18 protein-coding genes are annotated in these 18092 nt (G+C 66.7%); 8 read left to right on the top strand and 10 right to left on the bottom strand.

Annotation, left to right across the window (positions count from 1 at the left end; genetic code table 11):
- From RCF13_RS12425 to RCF13_RS12455, 7 genes are all read left to right on the top strand, one after another.
- Nucleotides 1-546: a DUF2878 domain-containing protein gene (locus RCF13_RS12425; protein ID WP_012480155.1), complete on the top strand. Its 546-nt coding sequence runs from the start codon at nt 1-3 to the stop codon at nt 544-546.
- Nucleotides 543-1328, top strand: a complete 786-nt coding sequence (locus tag RCF13_RS12430) for a DUF1295 domain-containing protein (RefSeq protein ID WP_308141219.1) — start codon at nt 543-545, stop codon at nt 1326-1328. Before RCF13_RS12425 ends, RCF13_RS12430 begins: the two co-directional genes overlap by 4 nt.
- The gene (locus RCF13_RS12435) at nt 1325-2398 is read left to right on the top strand and encodes a cyclopropane-fatty-acyl-phospholipid synthase family protein (protein ID WP_049397267.1); all 1074 of its coding nucleotides are present in this window, start codon (nt 1325-1327) and stop codon (nt 2396-2398) included. The genes RCF13_RS12430 and RCF13_RS12435 overlap by 4 nt, the downstream gene beginning before the upstream one ends.
- An 8-nt stretch (nt 2399-2406) precedes the next feature.
- Nucleotides 2407-2940 carry a lipocalin family protein gene (locus RCF13_RS12440; RefSeq protein WP_076738930.1) on the top strand — a complete coding sequence of 178 codons (534 nt, stop codon included), beginning with the start codon at nt 2407-2409 and terminating at the stop codon, nt 2938-2940.
- A 96-nt stretch (nt 2941-3036) separates the two neighbouring features.
- Entirely contained in the window at nt 3037-3543 is a 507-nt protein-coding gene (locus RCF13_RS12445) for a GNAT family N-acetyltransferase (RefSeq protein ID WP_043033545.1), read from the top strand.
- Nucleotides 3544-3804: 261 nt separating this feature from the next.
- Nucleotides 3805-4431, top strand: a complete 627-nt coding sequence (locus RCF13_RS12450; protein ID WP_043033547.1) for a response regulator transcription factor — start codon at nt 3805-3807, stop codon at nt 4429-4431.
- A 2-nt stretch (nt 4432-4433) separates the two neighbouring features.
- Nucleotides 4434-6740, top strand: coding sequence for an ATP-binding protein (locus tag RCF13_RS12455; RefSeq protein ID WP_308141220.1), 2307 nt, complete (start codon nt 4434-4436; stop codon nt 6738-6740).
- Here RCF13_RS12455 and RCF13_RS12460 read toward each other — a convergent pair whose 3' ends face one another.
- From RCF13_RS12460 to RCF13_RS12500, 9 genes are all read right to left on the bottom strand, one after another.
- Nucleotides 6741-7496: a SapC family protein gene (locus tag RCF13_RS12460; RefSeq protein ID WP_005409617.1), complete on the bottom strand. Its 756-nt coding sequence runs from the start codon at nt 7494-7496 to the stop codon at nt 6741-6743.
- Nucleotides 7497-7606: 110 nt separating this feature from the next.
- Nucleotides 7607-7879, bottom strand: coding sequence for a hypothetical protein (locus tag RCF13_RS12465; RefSeq protein WP_005409616.1), 273 nt, complete (start codon nt 7877-7879; stop codon nt 7607-7609).
- A 251-nt stretch (nt 7880-8130) separates the two neighbouring features.
- Entirely contained in the window at nt 8131-10167 is a 2037-nt protein-coding gene (gene fusA, locus RCF13_RS12470) for an elongation factor G (RefSeq protein WP_060380914.1), read from the bottom strand.
- A gap of 468 nt (nt 10168-10635) precedes the next feature.
- Nucleotides 10636-11385 (bottom strand): hypothetical protein, encoded by a 750-nt coding sequence (locus RCF13_RS12475; protein ID WP_076738928.1) that lies wholly within the window; start codon nt 11383-11385, stop codon nt 10636-10638.
- Nucleotides 11386-11449: 64 nt separating this feature from the next.
- A complete protein-coding gene (locus RCF13_RS12480; protein WP_076738927.1) occupies nt 11450-12211 on the bottom strand; it encodes a heme ABC transporter ATP-binding protein in 762 nt (253 codons plus the stop codon).
- The gene (locus tag RCF13_RS12485; RefSeq protein WP_076738926.1) at nt 12208-13251 is read right to left on the bottom strand and encodes an iron ABC transporter permease; all 1044 of its coding nucleotides are present in this window, start codon (nt 13249-13251) and stop codon (nt 12208-12210) included. The genes RCF13_RS12480 and RCF13_RS12485 overlap by 4 nt, the downstream gene beginning before the upstream one ends.
- A complete protein-coding gene (locus tag RCF13_RS12490; protein WP_060380375.1) occupies nt 13248-14297 on the bottom strand; it encodes an ABC transporter substrate-binding protein in 1050 nt (349 codons plus the stop codon). Before RCF13_RS12490 ends, RCF13_RS12485 begins: the two co-directional genes overlap by 4 nt.
- 51 nt (nt 14298-14348) lie before the next feature.
- Complete coding sequence (locus RCF13_RS12495; RefSeq protein ID WP_076738925.1) at nt 14349-15725, bottom strand: ATP-binding protein; 1377 nt, start codon at nt 15723-15725, stop codon at nt 14349-14351.
- A gap of 122 nt (nt 15726-15847) precedes the next feature.
- Entirely contained in the window at nt 15848-16876 is a 1029-nt protein-coding gene (locus RCF13_RS12500; RefSeq protein WP_059034410.1) for an alpha/beta hydrolase-fold protein, read from the bottom strand.
- Between the two features lie 320 nt (nt 16877-17196).
- Between RCF13_RS12500 and RCF13_RS12505 the strand changes: the two genes are divergently transcribed.
- On the top strand, nt 17197-17571 hold the full coding sequence (locus tag RCF13_RS12505) for a hypothetical protein (RefSeq protein ID WP_043033556.1): 375 nt from the start codon (nt 17197-17199) through the stop codon (nt 17569-17571).
- Nucleotides 17572-17644: 73 nt separating this feature from the next.
- Here the strand turns inward: RCF13_RS12505 and RCF13_RS12510 are convergent, their stop codons facing one another.
- Nucleotides 17645-18034, bottom strand: coding sequence for a DUF805 domain-containing protein (locus tag RCF13_RS12510; protein ID WP_308141221.1), 390 nt, complete (start codon nt 18032-18034; stop codon nt 17645-17647).
- Between the last annotated feature and the right edge of the window lie 58 nt (nt 18035-18092).

Genomic DNA, 18092 nt, shown 5'->3' on the forward strand with positions numbered 1-18092 from the left:
ATGCATCGCTTCTGGGCCAATCTGCTCGGCAACCAGCTGGTCTGGCTGTGTGCCGTGGCCGGCGCGAGCCGCGGCTGGCAGTGGCCCGCGCTACTGGCCGCTTCGCTCTACATCGGCAGCCAGCTGTTGACCTCACCGCGCCCCCGGCTGGATCTGCGGCTGTTGATGTTGGCACTGGCCTGCGCATGGCTGGTCGACGCCAGTGCCGCCGCCAGCGGCACGGTGCGCTACGCGGCGGCCCCACTGGGTTGGGCGCCACCGCCGTGGATCATGGCGTTGTGGGCGGCGTTCGCGATGACGCTGACCACGTCGATGCGCTTCCTGCAGCACCACCCGGCCCTACCGGCCCTGTTCGGCCTGCTGCTGGCACCGCTGGCCTATCTGTCTGCCGCACGCGGTTTCGACGCAGTGCGGTTCGCAGATCCCGTATGGCCAGGACTGCTGGTGCTGGGCGCGGGCTGGAGCATTGCGCTTTCCCTGCTGTGCCGGACCGCCCGTCGCGGCATGCACATCCCGCAGCCGCCCTTCGCAGGAGCGTCGTCATGATCAATCTGATGTGGGTCCTGCTGTACGCCGTACTGGTGATGAGCTGGGGCTGGGCCTGGCAGCGCCGCCACCACAACATCGGCGTGGTCGATGTGCTCTGGGCAAAGGGCGTGGGCGCCTCGGCGCTGTTGCTGGCGCTGCTGGGCGACGGTGCGGTGATGCCGCGGATCGCGCTGGGCGTGCTCGGCGGCTTGTGGGGCAGTCGACTCGCCCTGCATCTGTGGCACCGGGTCCGTCACGAAGAAGAGGACGGACGCTACCGCTACCTGCGCCAATACTGGCACGGCCACCAGGGCAAGATCTTCGGCTTCTTCATGGCGCAGGCGCTGCTGATCCTCCTGTTCGCCCTGCCCTTCGTGGCGGTGGCTGCCAACCCTCGGGCCGACCTGACCCTGTGGGTGGTGGCCGCAGCGCTGGCCTGGCTGCTGAGCGTCGGCTGCGAAAGCCTGGCCGACCGCCAGTTGGCCCGCTTCCGCGCCGACCCGGCGAACAGGGGCCGCACCTGCCGCGCCGGGCTCTGGCGCTATTCCCGCCACCCCAACTACTTCTTCGAGTGGCTGCACTGGTTCACTTATGTCCTGCTCGCGGTCGGCTCGCCACTGTGGTGGCTGGCCTGGGCCGGCCCGCTGCTGATGTACGTGTTCCTGCGCTATCTGAGCGGCGTTCCATTCACCGAGAAACAGGCACTGCGCAGCCGCGGCGACGACTATCGCGCCTACCAGCGCAGTACACCGATGTTCTTTCCCTGGTTTCCCCGTTCTTCCAAGGAGCATTCCGCATGAGCGCGATCCCGTCACTGAACCCAGCCGAAGATGCGGAAACCGGGTTGATCGCCTGGGCCGAACGCGGGCTGATCCCCGATGCGGCGCTGCGTGCGGGCATCCGCCGCTTGTGCGCGCAGCGCCTGCATGAAGAAAGCGAGGGTGGCATCGAAGGCCAATCGGCACGCTTCAGCCGGCGCATCGTCGAGCTGGCCGACAGCCCGCTCGCGTTGCATACCGACGCAGCCAACCGCCAACACTATGAAGTGCCGGCAGCCTTCTTCCAGGCCTGCCTGGGCAAGCGACTGAAGTACAGCAGCTGCTACTACCCCACCGGGCGCGAAACGTTGGACCAGGCGGAGGACGCCATGCTGGAACTGTACGGCCAGCGCGCCGGACTGGCCGATGGCCAGCAGATTCTTGAGCTGGGCTGCGGCTGGGGCTCATTGACCCTGTGGATGGCCGAACGCTACCCGCAGGCGCATATCACTGCCGTCTCCAACTCGCACAGCCAACGCCAGCACATCATGGCGCAGTGCCAGGCGCGCGGCCTGGACAACGTCAAGGTGCTGACCTGTGACGTCAACCAACTTGATCTGCCGACAGCCCGGTTCGACCGGTGTGTCTCGGTGGAGATGTTCGAGCACGTACGCAACTACGAGCGCCTGCTGGCAGGCATCGCACGGTGGCTGAAACCGGATGGCGCGTTGTTCGTGCACATCTTCGCCCATCGCACACTGATGTATCCGTTCGAGACCGAGGGTGGCGACAACTGGATGGGCCGCCACTTCTTCACCGGCGGCCTGATGCCGGCCGCCGACACGCTGCTGCATTTCCAGCGCGACCTGAGCCTGGATCAACGCTGGTTGCTGGACGGCACCCACTATCAGCGCACGGCCGACCACTGGCTGGCCAACCAGGATGCCGCCCGCGAGCAGGTGATGCCGGTGCTGATCGCCACCTACGGCCAGGCTGCAGCGAAGGTCTGGTGGCAGCGCTGGCGGATGTTCTGGATGGCATGTGCCGAACTGTTCGGCTACGACGACGGCCAGCAGTGGCTGGTCGCCCACTATCTGTTCCGACCCCGCTGAGGTGCCCCATGAGCATGTTCTCGCTGCTTCCGCTGATCGCAGTCGGCCTGTTCGGCTCAGGCTGCTCCTCCAGCGACACCCGGCCGCTTCCGCGTGCGCCGTCGGTGGATGTGCCACGCTTCATCGGCGACTGGTACGTGATCGCCCATATTCCGTCCTGGCCCGAACGCGATGCCTACGATGCGGTGGAAAGTTATGCCTTGAAGCCCGACGGGCGCATCCAGACCACCTTCACCTATCGCAAGGGCAGCTTCGATGCGCCGCAGAAGTCGATGCACCCCGTCGGCCGTGTCGAGAAGGAAGGCAATGGCGCGATCTGGGGCATGCAGTTCATCTGGCCGATCCAGGCCGAGTACGTGATCGCCTGGCGGGATGACGACTACCGCCAGACCATCGTGGCGCGCAGCAAGCGCGACTATGTCTGGTACATGGCGCGTACGCCGCAGGTGTCCGACGGCGACTACCAGAAAGCCGTGCAGCGCATCGCCGAAATGGGCTACGACATCCGCCGGCTGCGGCGCGTGCCGCAATCCATCCGGTAGTGCGTGGCAACAACGACCCGATTGCGCCCTGCGTCATGCATCACCCGGCAGAGGATGCCAGAATTCCCGGACAGACCTGAGCCGGGGATCAGCACGATGGGCAGCCACGCAGAAGCGACATGGAACGGGCTTGAAGTGCGGCAGATCCGTGCGAGCGACCTGGATGTGATCTGTGCCCACCGCGAAGCCATGTTCCGCGAGAGTGGGCGGACCGAGGAGGTCCTGCGGGCGATGGCGGCTCCTTTCCGTGCCTGGCTGGCGCCGCGCCTGGCCTCGGGCGAGTACTTCGGCCATGTTCTTGCAGACCAGGGCAGAACCATCGCCGGCATTGGCCTGATGCTGATCGACTGGCCACCCCACCCTGCCCATCCGGAACAGGGCTGCCGCGGCTACGTCCTCAACGTGTATGTGGAACCGGAGTACCGCCGCCGGGGCATCGCCCGGAAGCTGATGGTCCTGGCAGACCACGCCTTCGCCGAGCGTGGCGCCACCTACGCGGTCCTGCATGCCACCGCGCAAGGGAAGCCGCTGTACGCCGACCTTGGCTGGGCCGGAACCAGCGAGATGGCACGCAGCCTGCGCGACGAGGGGCGAACGCCCTGAAGTCGATCCCGGCCGGTGCGGATCGGTGGCATGCCGCACCGGAAGCTTCCCGATGACATCCACGCCAAGCGCCATCACGCTTGCGGAAACGGCTTGTTTCCGCCCTGGCAATCCATCCCGCCAATGGATAGCCCCGAATCGATGGATAAAGCGCATCGATTCTTAGGAATAATCGCAAAAATCAAGCATTTTCGATGTTCGCCGCGACAGCAGCGCCAGAATGGTCATCACGCCCCATGGGCGCCGATCACCTCCCTGCGCATGAATGGACCTCCTGCCCCGCGCCCGCTGCGACTGGCACTACTGGACGACCACGAAGTCGTCCGTCGCGGCACTGCCCTGCACCTCTCCCGCGACGCCCGCTTCCGTATCGTCGCCAGCCACGCCCGCAGCGACGAACTCATCGACAGCCTCCAGCAGATGCGGGTGGATGTCGCGATCATCGATCTGACCCTGGCCCGCGACGATCGCAGCGCGTCCGAGCTGACCCCGCTGCTGCGCGAGCACTTTCCTCGCGTCACCCTGCTCGCTTTTGCGACCCTTTCACCCTCGATCCACATCAACCAGCTCATCGCCACGGGTGTCAGCGGCGTGGTCAGCAAGGCCGAACCACTGCCGATGCTCGCGGACGCGATCGTGCGGGTATCGCAGGGCCTTCCGCGACTGCCACCCGACTGCACGCTGCCGGGAGACTGCGAAGAGCTCAGCCGCAACGAGCGCGAAGTACTGGAGCTCCTGCTGGCGGGCCTGACCGTTTCGGAAATCGCGCTCCGCCGCCATCGCAGCATCAAGACCGTCAGCACACAGAAGGTTGCGGCCCTGCGCAAGCTCAGGCTGCGCAACGATGCCGAGATCTACGCCATGCGGCAGCAGCTGGAATCACCGTGAAGATGCGCGATCGAATGCGTACATCCACCCTCCTGCTGTTGGCGCTCATCCTGCTTCCCGCCGCGTCGGCCGAGGATGCGTCATCACTTGAATGGGGGCCGGGGCGCGAAGTCCGGGTGGCGACCACGCCGTCGCTGCACCCGGTACCCGCTGCACTCGCTGGCGGCACGACGTTGCCAAGCCTGGCCCATGGCTACGCCAATCTGGTTGCACGGCGTTCGCAGCTGCAGTTCCAGGAGCACCAGCATCCCAGCACCGGCGCATCGGTGGCTGCCGTCTGCAGACGCGAAGCGGATCTGGTACTGGTGATTGGCAACCACCTGCAGCCACCCTGCCCCGGCCTGGTGGCATCCAGCACGTTCCGCGGTGGCAAGACGATGCTCGCCGGCCGCAGCGGCGAACGCCTGCCACGCGATATCACGGAACTGGACCACCAGGTCCTGGCCGTGCTCGAAGGGGGGCCGTATGCGGGATGGCTGGCCGCGCGCCATCCGCACGTCCGCCTGCTACACCTGGCCGATCGGCACGCCACGCTGGCAGCTGTTGAAAACGGCACCGCCGATCTGGCAATCGGCCTGGAAACGACCCTGCGGCCCCTGATCCGTCGGCATTTCGCCGGGCACTTGCACCTGCAGCCTTTCGACAGCGATTTCTCCACCGACCTGCACCTGCTTGCGCGCCACGAAGATCGCCAGCTGCTGGAGCGCATCGAGCGGGCATTGCACGACATTACGCTGGAGGAACATGCCGGCCTGTTGCAGCTATGGGCCCAACAGGCGGCCCCCGCCTCGCTGGAGCACGTCCTGGACTGGATGCGTCAGCTGCCCCCGCAGTGGCTGCCGGCCCTGGCTGCCGCATTGGCAGTCGCCCCGTTCCTGTGGCATGCCTGGCACAGGCGCCTGCGTGCTGAAGGCCGTGCCCGCGCCCGCGCGATTGGCATGTTGAGCCACGAGGTGCGCAATTCGGCCCAGGCAGTCCTTGCCTCGATCGACCTGCTCAGCCAGCCGTCGGCGCCCATGGGGCAGCGAGAAGCGCTGGCGGCTGCACATGCCGCGGGCTCCTCGCTGCGCAACCTGCTCAACCGCTCGCTGGAGTTCTCACGCCTGGCCAGCGGCACCTTCAAGCCGCACGTAGAACCTTGCGACATTGCACGACTCTGCCGCCAATCGCTGGATGCAATTCGTCCCCAGGCTCGGCAGCGCGGGCTGGCGCTTCGCTTCGACTGCCTCCCCGAGCCCTGCCCCATTGTCGCCATCGATCCGGAAGGACTGCGCCAGATCATCGACAACCTGCTGGGAAACGCACTCAAGTTCACCGACGTCGGCGGCATCGAGCTGCGCCTTCAACTGACGCCAGGCAACCACCCTCGTGAGCTCATGCTGGATGTGATCGACAGCGGAATCGGCATCACTGCAGAGCAACTCACCGTGCTGTTCCAGCCATTCCAGCAGGGCGGAGACGGCAAGGAGCGCGGAGGCAGCGGATTGGGACTGATGATCGCGCATGCGCTTGCCCGCGCAATGGGCGGCAACCTGTCAGTACACAGCGTCCCCGGGCGCGGCAGTCGCTTCACCCTGCGCCTGCCGGTACGCCCCGCCAAGGCCAAGGTCACGTCAACCGCCAGCGCCGGCGCGGGAACGCCGCTGGGCGGGGTTGAGCTGCTGCTGGTGGAGGACCACGCCCTCAATCGCCGGGTCATCAGCGAGCAGCTGCGCCGCCTGGGTGCCGATGTACACGCGTCTGGCGACGCCGCCAGCGCGCTTGCCGAGCAGGCCGTGAGACCGCGCAGCGTGATCCTGCTCGACATCGGGCTCGGGGACATGCATGGCTATGCGCTGGCCATGCAGTTGCGCAGGCAGGCGCGCGCCCCGCTGCGACTGATCGCGCTGTCGGCACGCCGTGATCGTCGGCATGTGGCGCGCTGCCGGAAAGCAGGGTTCGACGCCACCCTGACCAAGCCACTACAGCTTGAGTCACTGCTGCGGGCGCTGGAGCTGCCGGCGACCGGACAGGCCATCGCAACGGGCACAGCCGCAGGCGACCCCGACTACATCACGGACATCGGCCACGAGCTGCTGCGGATCGAACAGGCCATCGATGACGCCAGTGCCACTGACCTATGCCATCACGCGCATCGGCTTCAGGGGGCCCTGCAGATATACGGGGCTGCCGCAGAGGCGGACACGGCGGGCGACCTGTGGGAGCTGGGTCGCGACGCCACACCCGACTGGGCCGATGCGCGACGCCTGTTGCGCGTCCTTCAGCAATGGCATGGCTCCCGCGCTGCGGAAGCCATGCCCGGGGCCTGATCAGGCCGCCAGACGCTCGACCTGGCGACGGGTCAGGTCGTTGAAGCGACCCAGCGACATCAGATGCTGGTGGATCAGCGCCAGCCAACCACTGCGATGCCACTCGATCACAGTGGCTTCCGGCAGCGCGACGAACTTCTCGACGTCGACGACCTGGAAACCATTGAGGTTGAATTCACGGCCATCCGGGGTACGCACGGTGGCGTTGCGCTCGACCAGCAGGCCGTTGTCGATCAGGGCCTTGGAGAAGGCCTGGGTCTGTTCGTGCTCACGGGTGAACTGGCCACAGAACTCCAGCGCCTGCTGCACCATGTCGGTGGCCTTGCCATCGACGAACAGCGGCTGGCCTTCGTCACCGCCCTTGACCACGCGCGAGCTCTCTTCGTCGATGCCCAGCAGGAAATCATTGTCCGAGCCGGTGTCGATGAAGATGAAGGGGTGGCGACGCAGGTAGGCCGGGATATAGGCCTCGTCTTCCCACAGGCCATCCTTGATGAACAGGTTCTGGTCGGATACGCCAACGGCAGCCATCGGCACTGCGGTCGGGCCAGCGAAGAGGATCGGGAAGTGGTGCAGCGCCAGCGAGAACTCGCCGAGCACCAGCGGAATGGCGTTGTTGCCCGCGGCAAACTCGAGCCTGCCCGGCAGGATGCGCAGGTCGGCGTGCACATCGGCCTGCAGCGGCACCGGACGGGTGTAGAACAGGGGGGCGTTGCTCGGCGCCGCTTCGGTGGTGGTGTCGCTGGTGGTGGTCATCTTGGGAACCGTTCGATCATGCGCGCCTGCCATCCCGGGCGCGCCAGCGGGAACAACCTGAATCCCGCATTATCAACAAGCTCGATGACAACGGCCACCCCATCGTCGGCCTATTTCAGCTGCAGGGGGTACCGCTGCCAGAGCACATGGACCAGGAAACCGGCCAGTTCGGTGTCACGCGCGCTGACCGCTGCGCGGATCTTGTCCAGCAGCACCATGTCCGAACAGGAGCGCACATCCGCGTGGTTGGCCTGCCCTGCCCGGCGCGCGCGGTAGCGCGCGGCCCGTTGCGCGTCACTCATGGCGTACCCGAACTTGGGCGGACGGCCGCGCTTTCGCGGCAGGGTCAGCTCCAGGGTTCCGGGGTCTTTGTCATCACGCATGAGAAGGGTGCGGGCGGCGGCGAGCAACGGGGGGTGCGCAATTTATCGTGAGGCATCACTTTAATCCAGCTTTTTCTGCAGTTTTGTTGCGATGCAATGCAAAAAAATCGCATCCCGAGGGCCCCATCCACGCATGGCGTGGATCTACTGCAGAGCTCGCGACCCGATCGCCCTGTAGATCACGCCATGCGTGGATGCGCGCCCCGAACACAAAAAAGGGGCGCCCGCGAACGGGCTCCCCCCACCTTTCCTCATGCAGCGCGTACCGGCTCGTAGCCGTGCAGGTGCGCCTCGCTACTCGCCCGCCCCTGGCTGAGCGAACGCAACGACGTGGTGTAACCCACCAGCTGCGCCAATGGCGCAAAACCACTGACCTCAGCGCGACCGTCCTGGTCCTCGATGCGGGCGATGCGACCGTGGCGCCGGTTGAGGTCGCCGACCACATCGCCCACCGACGCCGATGGCGAATGCACCGTCACCGCCATCACCGGTTCCAGCAACTGCGTGCCACCTTCAGCCAGCGCGGCCTTGATCGCCTCGGCACCCGCGCGATGGAACGCCATCTCCGAAGAGTCCTTGGCATGGGTCTGGCCATCGACAAGACTGACCTCGATGCCGACCACCGGATGACCCTGCGGCCCTTCCGACAGCGCGGCACGTACGCCCTTCTCCACCGCAGCGATGAAGCTGCGCGGCACCACGCCACCGACGATGCGGTCGTTGAACACCACCTTGTCATCCTCGCGCGGCGACACATCCAGCACCACGTGCGCGAACTGGCCCTGGCCACCGGTCTGCTTGACCAGCCGCCCGACGACGCCGGTCATCGCACGCAGCGGCGTCTCCTGGTAGGCCACGCGTGGCGCACCTACGCCCACGTCGACCTTCCATTCGCTGCGCAGGCGCTCGACCATCACCTCCAGGTGCAGCTCGCCCATGCCCCAGACCAGGGTTTCCGCCGTGTCGCGATCGGTTTCGACGCGGAACGACGGATCTTCCTGGGCCAAGCTGGCCAGGCCCTGCGCCATCCTGATCAGGTCGGCCGCACGCGCCGGCTCCAGGCGCCACGCCAGCACCGGCGCCTGGGCCTGGATGTTCTCCAGGCGCAGCGGCTGCGCACGGCCGCTCAGCGTTTCGCCACTGACCGCATCCTTCCAGCCCAGCACCGCGACAATGTCACCGGCCACGGCCTGCTCGATGTCGTGGGTCTGGTCGGCCTGCACCCGCACCAGCCGGCTGACACGCCGTCCCTGTGGGTGCTGCGAGCTGGCCACCGCGTCGCCCACCTTCAAGGTCCCCGAGTACAGCCGCACGAAGCTCAGCGCGCCGTGTTGCTGGTGGGTGATCTTGAACAGCAGGCCCGCCAGCGGACCGTCCGGATCCGGCGGCAGCACCACCTCGCCGCTCTCGCTTTCGGCGGTCACGGCAGGGCGATCCAGCGGCGACGGCAGGTAATCGACCACGGCATCGAGCAGCGTCTCGATACCCTTGTCCTTGAACGCAGCACCGGCCAGCACGGGCACGCCCGCACCCGCCAGCGTCGCCCGGCGGATCGCCGCGCGCAGCTGTTCGGCATCGATCACGCGACCTTCCAGCCAGGCATCGGCCAGTTGTTCATCGTGATCGGCCACGGCCTCGACCAGCGCATCGCGCTGAGCCTGCCACTGCGCGCGTGCCGCGTCGTCCCACGGGGCCACCGTGGTTGCGGCGCCATCCTGCCACTGCAGCACGCGCTCATCGACCAGGTCGACCCAGCCATTGAAGCCGCTTTCGCTGCCCAACGGCACGCCCAACGCCCACGGTCGCGCCTGCAGTTTGTCCTGCAGCTGCTCCAGCACGCGCTCGAACGAAGCACCGACGCGGTCCATCTTGTTGACGAAGGCGATCAGCGGCACGCGATGGCGACGCGCCTGGCGCCATACCGTCTCGGACTGCGGCTGCACGCCGTCCACGGCCGAGAACACGGCCACGGCACCGTCGAGCACGCGCAGTGAACGTTCGACTTCGATGGCGAAGTCGATATGGCCGGGGGTGTCGATCAGGGTCAGCCGATGCGACGGCAGGTCACGTGGCGCCCACTGCGCCTGCACGGCGGCAGCGCCGATGGTGATGCCGCGTTCGCGCTCGATCGCCGAGAAATCGGTGGTCGCATTGCCGTCGTGCACTTCGCCGACGCGGTGGATCTCGCCGCTTTTCCACAGCAGGCGTTCGGTCAGCGTGGTCTTGCCGGCGTCGATGTGGGCAATGATGCCGAGGTTGCGACGGCGGGAAAGGACGTGGGTGTTCATAAAGAGGTTCCTGCAAAGCCAACTTCAGGGGCCGCACACCCCGGTTGGCGACAGGGTGCGCGGCTAGCGTTCGGTCTCGGCGATCTGGTGCATGGCACGTTCTCCTTCGCAGTACTGGGTAGAGTCGAGTAGGTAGCGTCGACTGGGTAGCGTCGACTGGGTAGAGTCGACTGTTAGTCGACTAATGAGAAACAAAAACAAAAAGAGCGCCCCGGAGGGCGCTCTGTCGAAGGTCCAGCGATGACCGCTTCAACGGCCTCGTGGGGCTCCAGGCAGACACGCCCGTTCCGCGCTTGCGCGGGTCAGGGTGAAAAACTTCAGGAGCGGCATCCGGTTCATGGGGCGCATTCTAGACCTGCCAATCTGGCGCGCAAGTGAATATTGCACACAATAATAGAACGATGAGGCCGACCGACATCGGGGTCGGATCCCTTTGCCCAAAGCAAAGGGCTCTGCCCCTGCCATGTCCTACTTGCAGTCGTGCAGCTTGCGCGCCTCACCCACGGTCGCCGCCTGGTCGTCGCCCATCGAGATCCACCCCTTCAGCGACGTCGCCGGGTCCATGTGCGGCAGCCGTGCGCCACCTTGGATCAGCACTTCGGTCCAGCTCCCCACCGGCGCCAGCTCGGACAGGCGTGCCGCCTGATCGTCCTCGGTACTGAACATGTCGTCCGGGCCCGCCGGAGGCGTGGTATTCACGGTTTCCGTCTTGTGGGTCCGGACCCGAAGTGCACCGTCCGGCAGCCGCTGGGTGATCACCTCGTATCGCTCAACACCATACGCCCAGCTGCTTTCGCCAACGCTGCGGGTCTCGCTGCCGTCATCGGCCACGGCCACCACCTCGCCGGCCGGCCCGATGACGCCCGCGACAGCCCCCAGGCCTGACATCAGCGCCTGATAGACGATCATCTGCCGCTGTTCGGAGGTCAACGCACCGGCCTTGAGCTTGGTCGCAGGAATCTTCAGGTACGCCGTCTCCCTGCACAGCACCAGCACCTGCTGGTCGTCCCAGCTCACCGACATTTCCTCGTTGGCGAAGTACTGCGTCTTCATCGACGTCACAGCGGCACCGTCGCTATTGGAATGTCGGGTCTCGATCAGCGAGGCGTTCTCGGCCGCGTCGGTCAGCGAAACCTGAGAGGTCGAAGCCGCATTGGCAGCGCAAGCGGAAGCAATCATTGCCGCGAGCAGCACGCTGCAGGTAACGGTGCGGAACATGGCATCAGTCCATTGAAGAAGACGAAGCAATCATGATACCCGGAGCAACCTGGCGGGCCCTCGCTCAGGTCACCACCACCAGCGGCACCCCGCGCCTTGGGTGCTCCAGCACCACCACATCCTGCTGGTAGACCCGCTGCAGGTTGTCTTCGGTCAGCACCTGCAGCGGCGTGCCATCGGCCGCCACCCTGCCCTGTTCCAGCAGCACGATGCGATCGGCGTAGCCAGCCGCCAGGTTCAGATCGTGCAGCACCACGATCACGCACGCACCAGCTTCGGCACTGGCACGCACGCTACGCAATGTGCGCTCCTGGTGGCGCAGGTCCAGCGCGGCGGTCGGCTCATCGAGCAGCAGCAGCGGCGTATCCTGCGCCAGCACACGCGCGAACGTGGTGCGGGCGGACTCGCCACCGGACAGCTGCTGCACCTCGCGCAGGCGCAGCGCCTGCAGTTCGGCGGCATCGATGGCCGCTTCCACCCGGGCTTCGTCCGTGACCGGGTCCGGCGGGTGTGGCAACCGGCCCATCGCCACCACCTCCTCTACGCTGAAGGCGAAACGAACGCCGTGCTCCTGCGGCATTACCGCGCGCTCGCGCGCCAGCGGCCCGGCCTTGTAGCTGGCCAGCGGTTTGCCCAACAGGCTCACCTCGCCCGCATCGGCGCGCAGGTCGCCGGCCGCTACCGCCAGCAAGGTGGACTTGCCTGCGCCGTTCGGGCCAACCAGCGCGGTCACCGTACCCGGCTCGAACGCGAGCGAGATGCCATGCAGGATCTCGCGCTGCTGGCGGCGCACCACCACCTCGTGCAGCTTCAGCAGTACGCTCATGGCGCCGCCTTGCGGCGCTGCTGCAGCACCAGCCAGAGGAAGAACGGCGCGCCCAGCGCGGCCGAGAACAAGCCCAGCGGAATCTCCGCCGGCGGATCGAGCGTGCGGGCCGCGGTGTCGGCCACCACGATCAGCAGCGCGCCCAGCAGGCCGGACAACGGCAGCAGCCAGCGATGCCCGGGGCCGACCAGCAGGCGCGCCACGTGCGGCACCACCAGGCCAACGAAACTGATCGAACCGGCAAAGGCCACCGCCGCGCCCACCAGCAGCGCACTGAACGCCACCAGGCGACGCCGCGTGCGGGTCACGTCCAGCCCGAGGTGCTGCGCCTGGCGTTCGCCCAGCGCCAGCATGTCCAGCGGCGTGGCCAACCGCTGCAACGCGAACACGCCGATGGCAAACAGGGGCACCACCGCCGCCACATCGGCCCAGTTGGCACGCGCCAGCGAGCCCATCTGCCAGAACACCAGCGACTGCAGTTCGCTTTCGCTGGCGATGTAGGTGAGGAAACCGATCAGCGCCGAGCAGAACGCGGCCATCGCGATGCCGACCAGCAGCAGCGTGGCATTGCCACTGCCTTTGCCGGGTCGCGCCAGCGCGTAGGTCAGGCCGATCGCCAGCGCACCGCCGGCGAATGCCGCTACAGGCACCAGCCAACCGGCTGCGCCCGCAGCGCCGAGAACAATGGCTGCGACTGCACCCAGCGCAGCACCCTGGCTGACACCGACGATGCCGGGGTCGGCCAGCGGATTGCCGAACAGGCCCTGCAGGCTGGCGCCGGCCATCGCCAATGACGCGCCGACCATCGCGCCCAACAGGGCACGCGGAATGCGCAGCTGCCAGACCACGGCCAGGTCGCGGCCGCTGACCGCCTGCGGATCGAGCAGCCCCAGCTTCACCGCCAACGCCTGCATCACCTCCAGCGGCGGCAGCCGCAGCGGGCCCACGGCGAACGAGGCCAGCACCGCACCCAGCAGTGCCAGCAACGCCACCAGCAACATCGTCCGCCCGCGACGGCGGCGCCGATCCGCTGGACTCATGCCTTCGGCAACGCCGCCAGGGCCTTGGCCAGCGCCAGCGCGCCCGCACCGGAACCGACACTGGTGTACTTCAGCTGCACGTCCGGCATCACCCAAACCCGATTGGCCTGCCCGGCCGGGGTCTGCTTCAGCGTCGGGTACGCCTTCCACAGGCCCTCGGCACCGCCGAACAGCTGCAGGTCATGCTCGGTCACCAGGATCACCTCCGGCGCTGCGGCGACCACGCCTTCATTGCTCAGCTGCGAGTAGTTCTTCACCCCCGCCTCGGTGCCGATGTTGACGCCGCCAGCCAGCGCGATCAGCTGCGCCGAGGCGCTGTCGGCACCGGCAACAGTCGGTGAGCCGCCAGCGCCGGTGGCCGACACGTGGATCAGTCGTGGCGCATGGCCCAGGCCCTTGCCAATCGCTGCAGCCTCGTCGAGCTGACGCTGCACCTGCGTGGCCAGTGCTTGCCCTGCCTCGGCCAGCCCTAGTGCAGCGGCGACCTTGCGCACCTTGTCCGGCGCCGGCTGCAGGTCATCGATGACCACCGCCGGCTCGCCCACTTCGCGCAGCTTCTTGGCCAGTTCGGTATGGCGGCGCAGGCTGTTGCCGAGGAACAGCGAGCCCTGCAGGCTCAGCACGCCCTCCACGCCAGTGGTTCGGTTGAACAGGAACTGGTGCGGCGCGGCCAGGCCGGCCTGGGTGGTGGTGTTGGTCGGCGCGGCAAATACCTGCTTGCCCAGCCCCAGTGCTTCGATCACCGCGATGACGTCGTCGCCACCGGCGATGATCCGGCTGGTGTCGGCCACTTCGATATCGGCGCCATCATCGGAATGCACCTTGGCCGGCAGCACCGCCTTCTGGCCGTGCACGGCCGGCATTTCGGCTCCTGCCACGCGCTGCCAGCCTACCGGCAGCACGGTTTCCGCAGCGGCCGCCGTTGCTGCGGGCGACTCGGCAGGCGTATTGGCATCAGAGGGAGCCGACGAGCCGCCACAGGCAGCCAACGCCAGCGAAACAGCGAACGGAAGCGCACACAGGCGCAGACGGGACGCGATGTTCATGCACATTCTCCTTGCTGGCAGGGCGACGCGCACGCCACCCTGCCCTGTGACTTACTGCTTCGGGGTGATGCGGGTGATGCGGTCACCCTTCGGGTCTTCAGCGCCGCGCGACTTGTTCACCGCGAACACGTTGCCCTTGCCATCGGCGCGGACGTGGTTCGGCAGCGTGCCGCCATCAAGATTGGCGACCACCTTGCCGTCACCGTTCACCACGGTGACCGTGCCAGCGCCACGGTTGCTGACGTAGGCGAGGCCGGAGGCATCATCGAAGGCGACGTTCAGCGCGCCGGCGCCGACCGGCACATCGTGCAGCACCTTGCCGGCGGCCACGTCGACGATCAGCAGGTTGTCGGTGCCCTGCGAGGCCACGTACAGGCGGTTGCGTGCCGCGTCGTAGGCCACGCCCGAGGCACTGATCGAATTGCCCAGATCGATGACCTTCTCGACCTTGCCGCTGGCCACATCGATCACCGCCGCTTCCGGGGTGCCGATGCTGACGGTGAACAGCTTGCCGCCCTTCTCATCCAGCACCAGGCTCATCGGGGTGAACTTGCCGTCGTCCACGCCGGATTCCAGCGTCACCTGCGGCAGTTCCTTGAAGGTCTTCGCATCGAACACCGACAGGTGGTCCTCGCCGGTGGCAGAAGCGAACACCTTGCCGCGCGTGCCGTCGACCACCACGTCGCGCGCGTGCGGCACGGCATCGACCGGGAACTGATGGACCAGCGACAGGTCCTTCTGGCGATAGACCGCGATGGAGTTCTGGCGGGTGTTGGTGACCCAGACATTGCCGTTGGCGTCATCCACGCCCACGCCGTAGACCGCGTACACCGCGCCATTGGTGCTGCCCGGCACTTGCGCCGGGGTGATCGCCTTGGTCACCTTCAGCGACTTCGGGTCCAGCTTCAGCAGCTGCGACTGGGTCACCGGCGGGCGACCCACCGCCGAGGTCACGAACACTGCGTTGCTGGCGGCGCTGTAGGCGGACTGGTACAGGCCCGGCACCAGCTTGTTGGACTGGGTGGCGAACTGCGCCTGGCCGGACAGCGGCAGCTGCGGCGAAACGCGCAGCTTCAGCACGGTGGCCGCAGCCGGTTGGCTGGCGCGCACCACCACCGGATGGGTGCCCGGCACCGCGTCGGCCGGAATGCTCAACTGGGCCTTGAAGTTGCCATCCGCGTCGACCACCAGCGGCTGCGCGTTGAGCACGCTGTCACCGCGCAGCAGGCTGACCTTCTGGCCCGGCACGAACCCACGGCCGACCACGTCGGCAGTGCTGCCGGGAACCACGTTCTCACCGCGTGAGACGACTTCACCCTTGAAGGTGGCGTTGGCCGGCTGGTCGAACACCGGCTGCGCGGTGGCGGTCACCGCCAGCAACAGGCCGGCGGCGAGAGAGGTGAGACGGAATGACGGACGGAACGACATGGAAGGCTCCTTGCACACGTAGGCCGCGCCACGTGACGCGGGATTCATCGGTTGCCTGGGCCGCTGCACGCCGGCAGCCTCGCCTGGGTAGTGGGGTCGCACGGCATCGCGTGCGAAGGGATTCACTCGGCGGCGTTGTCACCACCCGTGGGGGCACCGTCACCGGCGCTGCGGTCGGTCACGCCGTACAGTTCATGCAGCGCGGCATGGAACGAGGCCGGCAGCATCGGGCCGTGTCCCAGCCCCGGGAACTCGCGGTACTGCACGCTCATGCCCGGCACCTTGGCCAACCGTTCTGACAACTGCATCGCCGCATCCGGCGTGGCGCCACCGATGCGGCGCAGGTGCGCGACCACCCGTGGGTTGCTCATGTCACGCTTGCCACGATCGCCAACACGCTCGGCACCGCCCAGCATCAACCAGAGCTTTGCCGGCTGGCCATGCACGTTCTGCACGAACTGCTGTTCCGGATCACCCAGCGCCGCGCCCTGGCTCCACCACAGCGAGGGACTGGCCGCCAGATAGGACTGGAAGGCGGCGGGACGGGTGTACAGCGCATTGAGCACGAACAACCCACCCAGCGAGTGGCCCCACAGCGCTTGCTGCTGCGTATCGATGCGTGCGCGACGCTCGACTTCCGGCTTGATGCGGCGTTCGATCACATCCAGGAAGGCCGCAGCACCACCGCCGACCGCCTGGGTCGTACCGCTCTCATCGTCGGCGCGGTCGATCCACGCGGTGTAGTCGCGGGTGCGCGCCTTGGAATCGATGCGCAGGTCATTGTCGTAGCCGATCAGCACCAGCACCGGCGGCGCCTTGCGCGCGGCCAGTTCGGCCAGCAGCGGCTGGTCCAGCACCATGGCGACGGCATTGCCGTCCAGCGCGTAGAGCACCGGGGATGGCGTCTTGCCGGCCTTGGCCGGAATCGCCAGGTTCACCCGCCAGCGGCGTTGCTGGTCGGGACTGTCCACCACGAAATGCTCGAAGCGATAGCTGGCCGCCGGCTCGTCGAGTACGGTATGGCCGATCTTCTGCAGCGGATTGCGCTGCTGCGCATGGGCGTACGGGGTGGCCAGGAGCAGACCCATCATCAAGGCGGCCAGGCCGCGGGCCAGCGGACCACGGCGCGAAGGCGGGACGAAATGCATCATCAGCGGCGGCAGGAGCGACCAATGGCCGCCGGTTCATAGGGGACCGCAGTCTACCTTAAACGCGAATGATTATCACATCGATCAAACGTCACACTGTGTATCACGCGCGCGATACGTTCATTTTCCCGGTTGCACCGGAAACACTGAATCCACTATTTTGCCCGGCAGCGGGGCGCAGGAGCGCCCTACCCTCGCAGGGCTGCGGATGGATGGGTGATCGAGCCATCGGCCGCGCCCTGTCCTTGCCAAACCTATCCACGCATGGCGTGGATCTACTGACCACCACCCACGGGAATGGATCCCGTGACTGCGAGAACGCCTTGAAGCGCACCACCCTGATCGTCCTTTCCCTTGGCCTGCTCGCACCGCTGGCCGCCCATGCCGCACAGGACCTGCCAACGCTCTACCAGGCCTTTGAAGAGGCCGGCAATTCGTCACTGGGCATGGACCAACTCAACCAGACGGTGACATTCACTGCCGTAGCACTGAGCGTTTCCAGCAACCTGGCGGGCGAGCCGCTGATCGAGGCCGGCGATGACCAGGGCAATGTCCTGGCCCGGCTGACCAGCGACGACGAACAGCAGGCGGCCAAGCTGGGCGCACTGGAAGAAGGCGCGACCTTCACCGCCAGCTGCACGCTGCAGTTCAGCTCGGGCACCGATTACCTGTCCTTCGGCGATTGCACCATCAAGTAAAGATGAAGCCGGCAAAATGCCGGCTTCATTTCTTTGCCTCTGTAGCGTCGAGCCATGCTCGACTCATGCATCATCACGGCCCCGTAGGCACCGGACCATACACGTTCTCCTGCGGCGTGCCCGGCAGCAGCGAGAAGATCATGATCACGATCCCGCCACCCGGTACCAGCGCCAGCAGGAACAGCCAGCCCGACTGGTTGCAGTCATGCAGGCGGCGTACGGTCACTGCGATCAGCGGCACGATCGTGGCCAGCCACATCACACACAGCAGCACCACCATGCCGATCAGGATGCCGGCCAGCGCTTCGGCACTGTTGCGCAGGAGGATCGCCAGCACGCCGGCCAGCAGCATCACTGCCGTTGCGACCAGGAACAGGAACAGCTGGTACATCCAGTACTCGCGGCGGTTCGCGCGACCCTCGAACTGGGCGTTGCGCTTCAACGGCAGAATCATTTCCTGCACGGCATCGATCCTTGAAAAAGTAGCCGCGCAGTGTGCCAAATGAACGCGTGCAGGACAA

Source organism: Stenotrophomonas maltophilia group sp. RNC7, from assembly GCF_030910085.1.
GTDB classification, from domain to species: domain Bacteria; phylum Pseudomonadota; class Gammaproteobacteria; order Xanthomonadales; family Xanthomonadaceae; genus Stenotrophomonas; species Stenotrophomonas sepilia.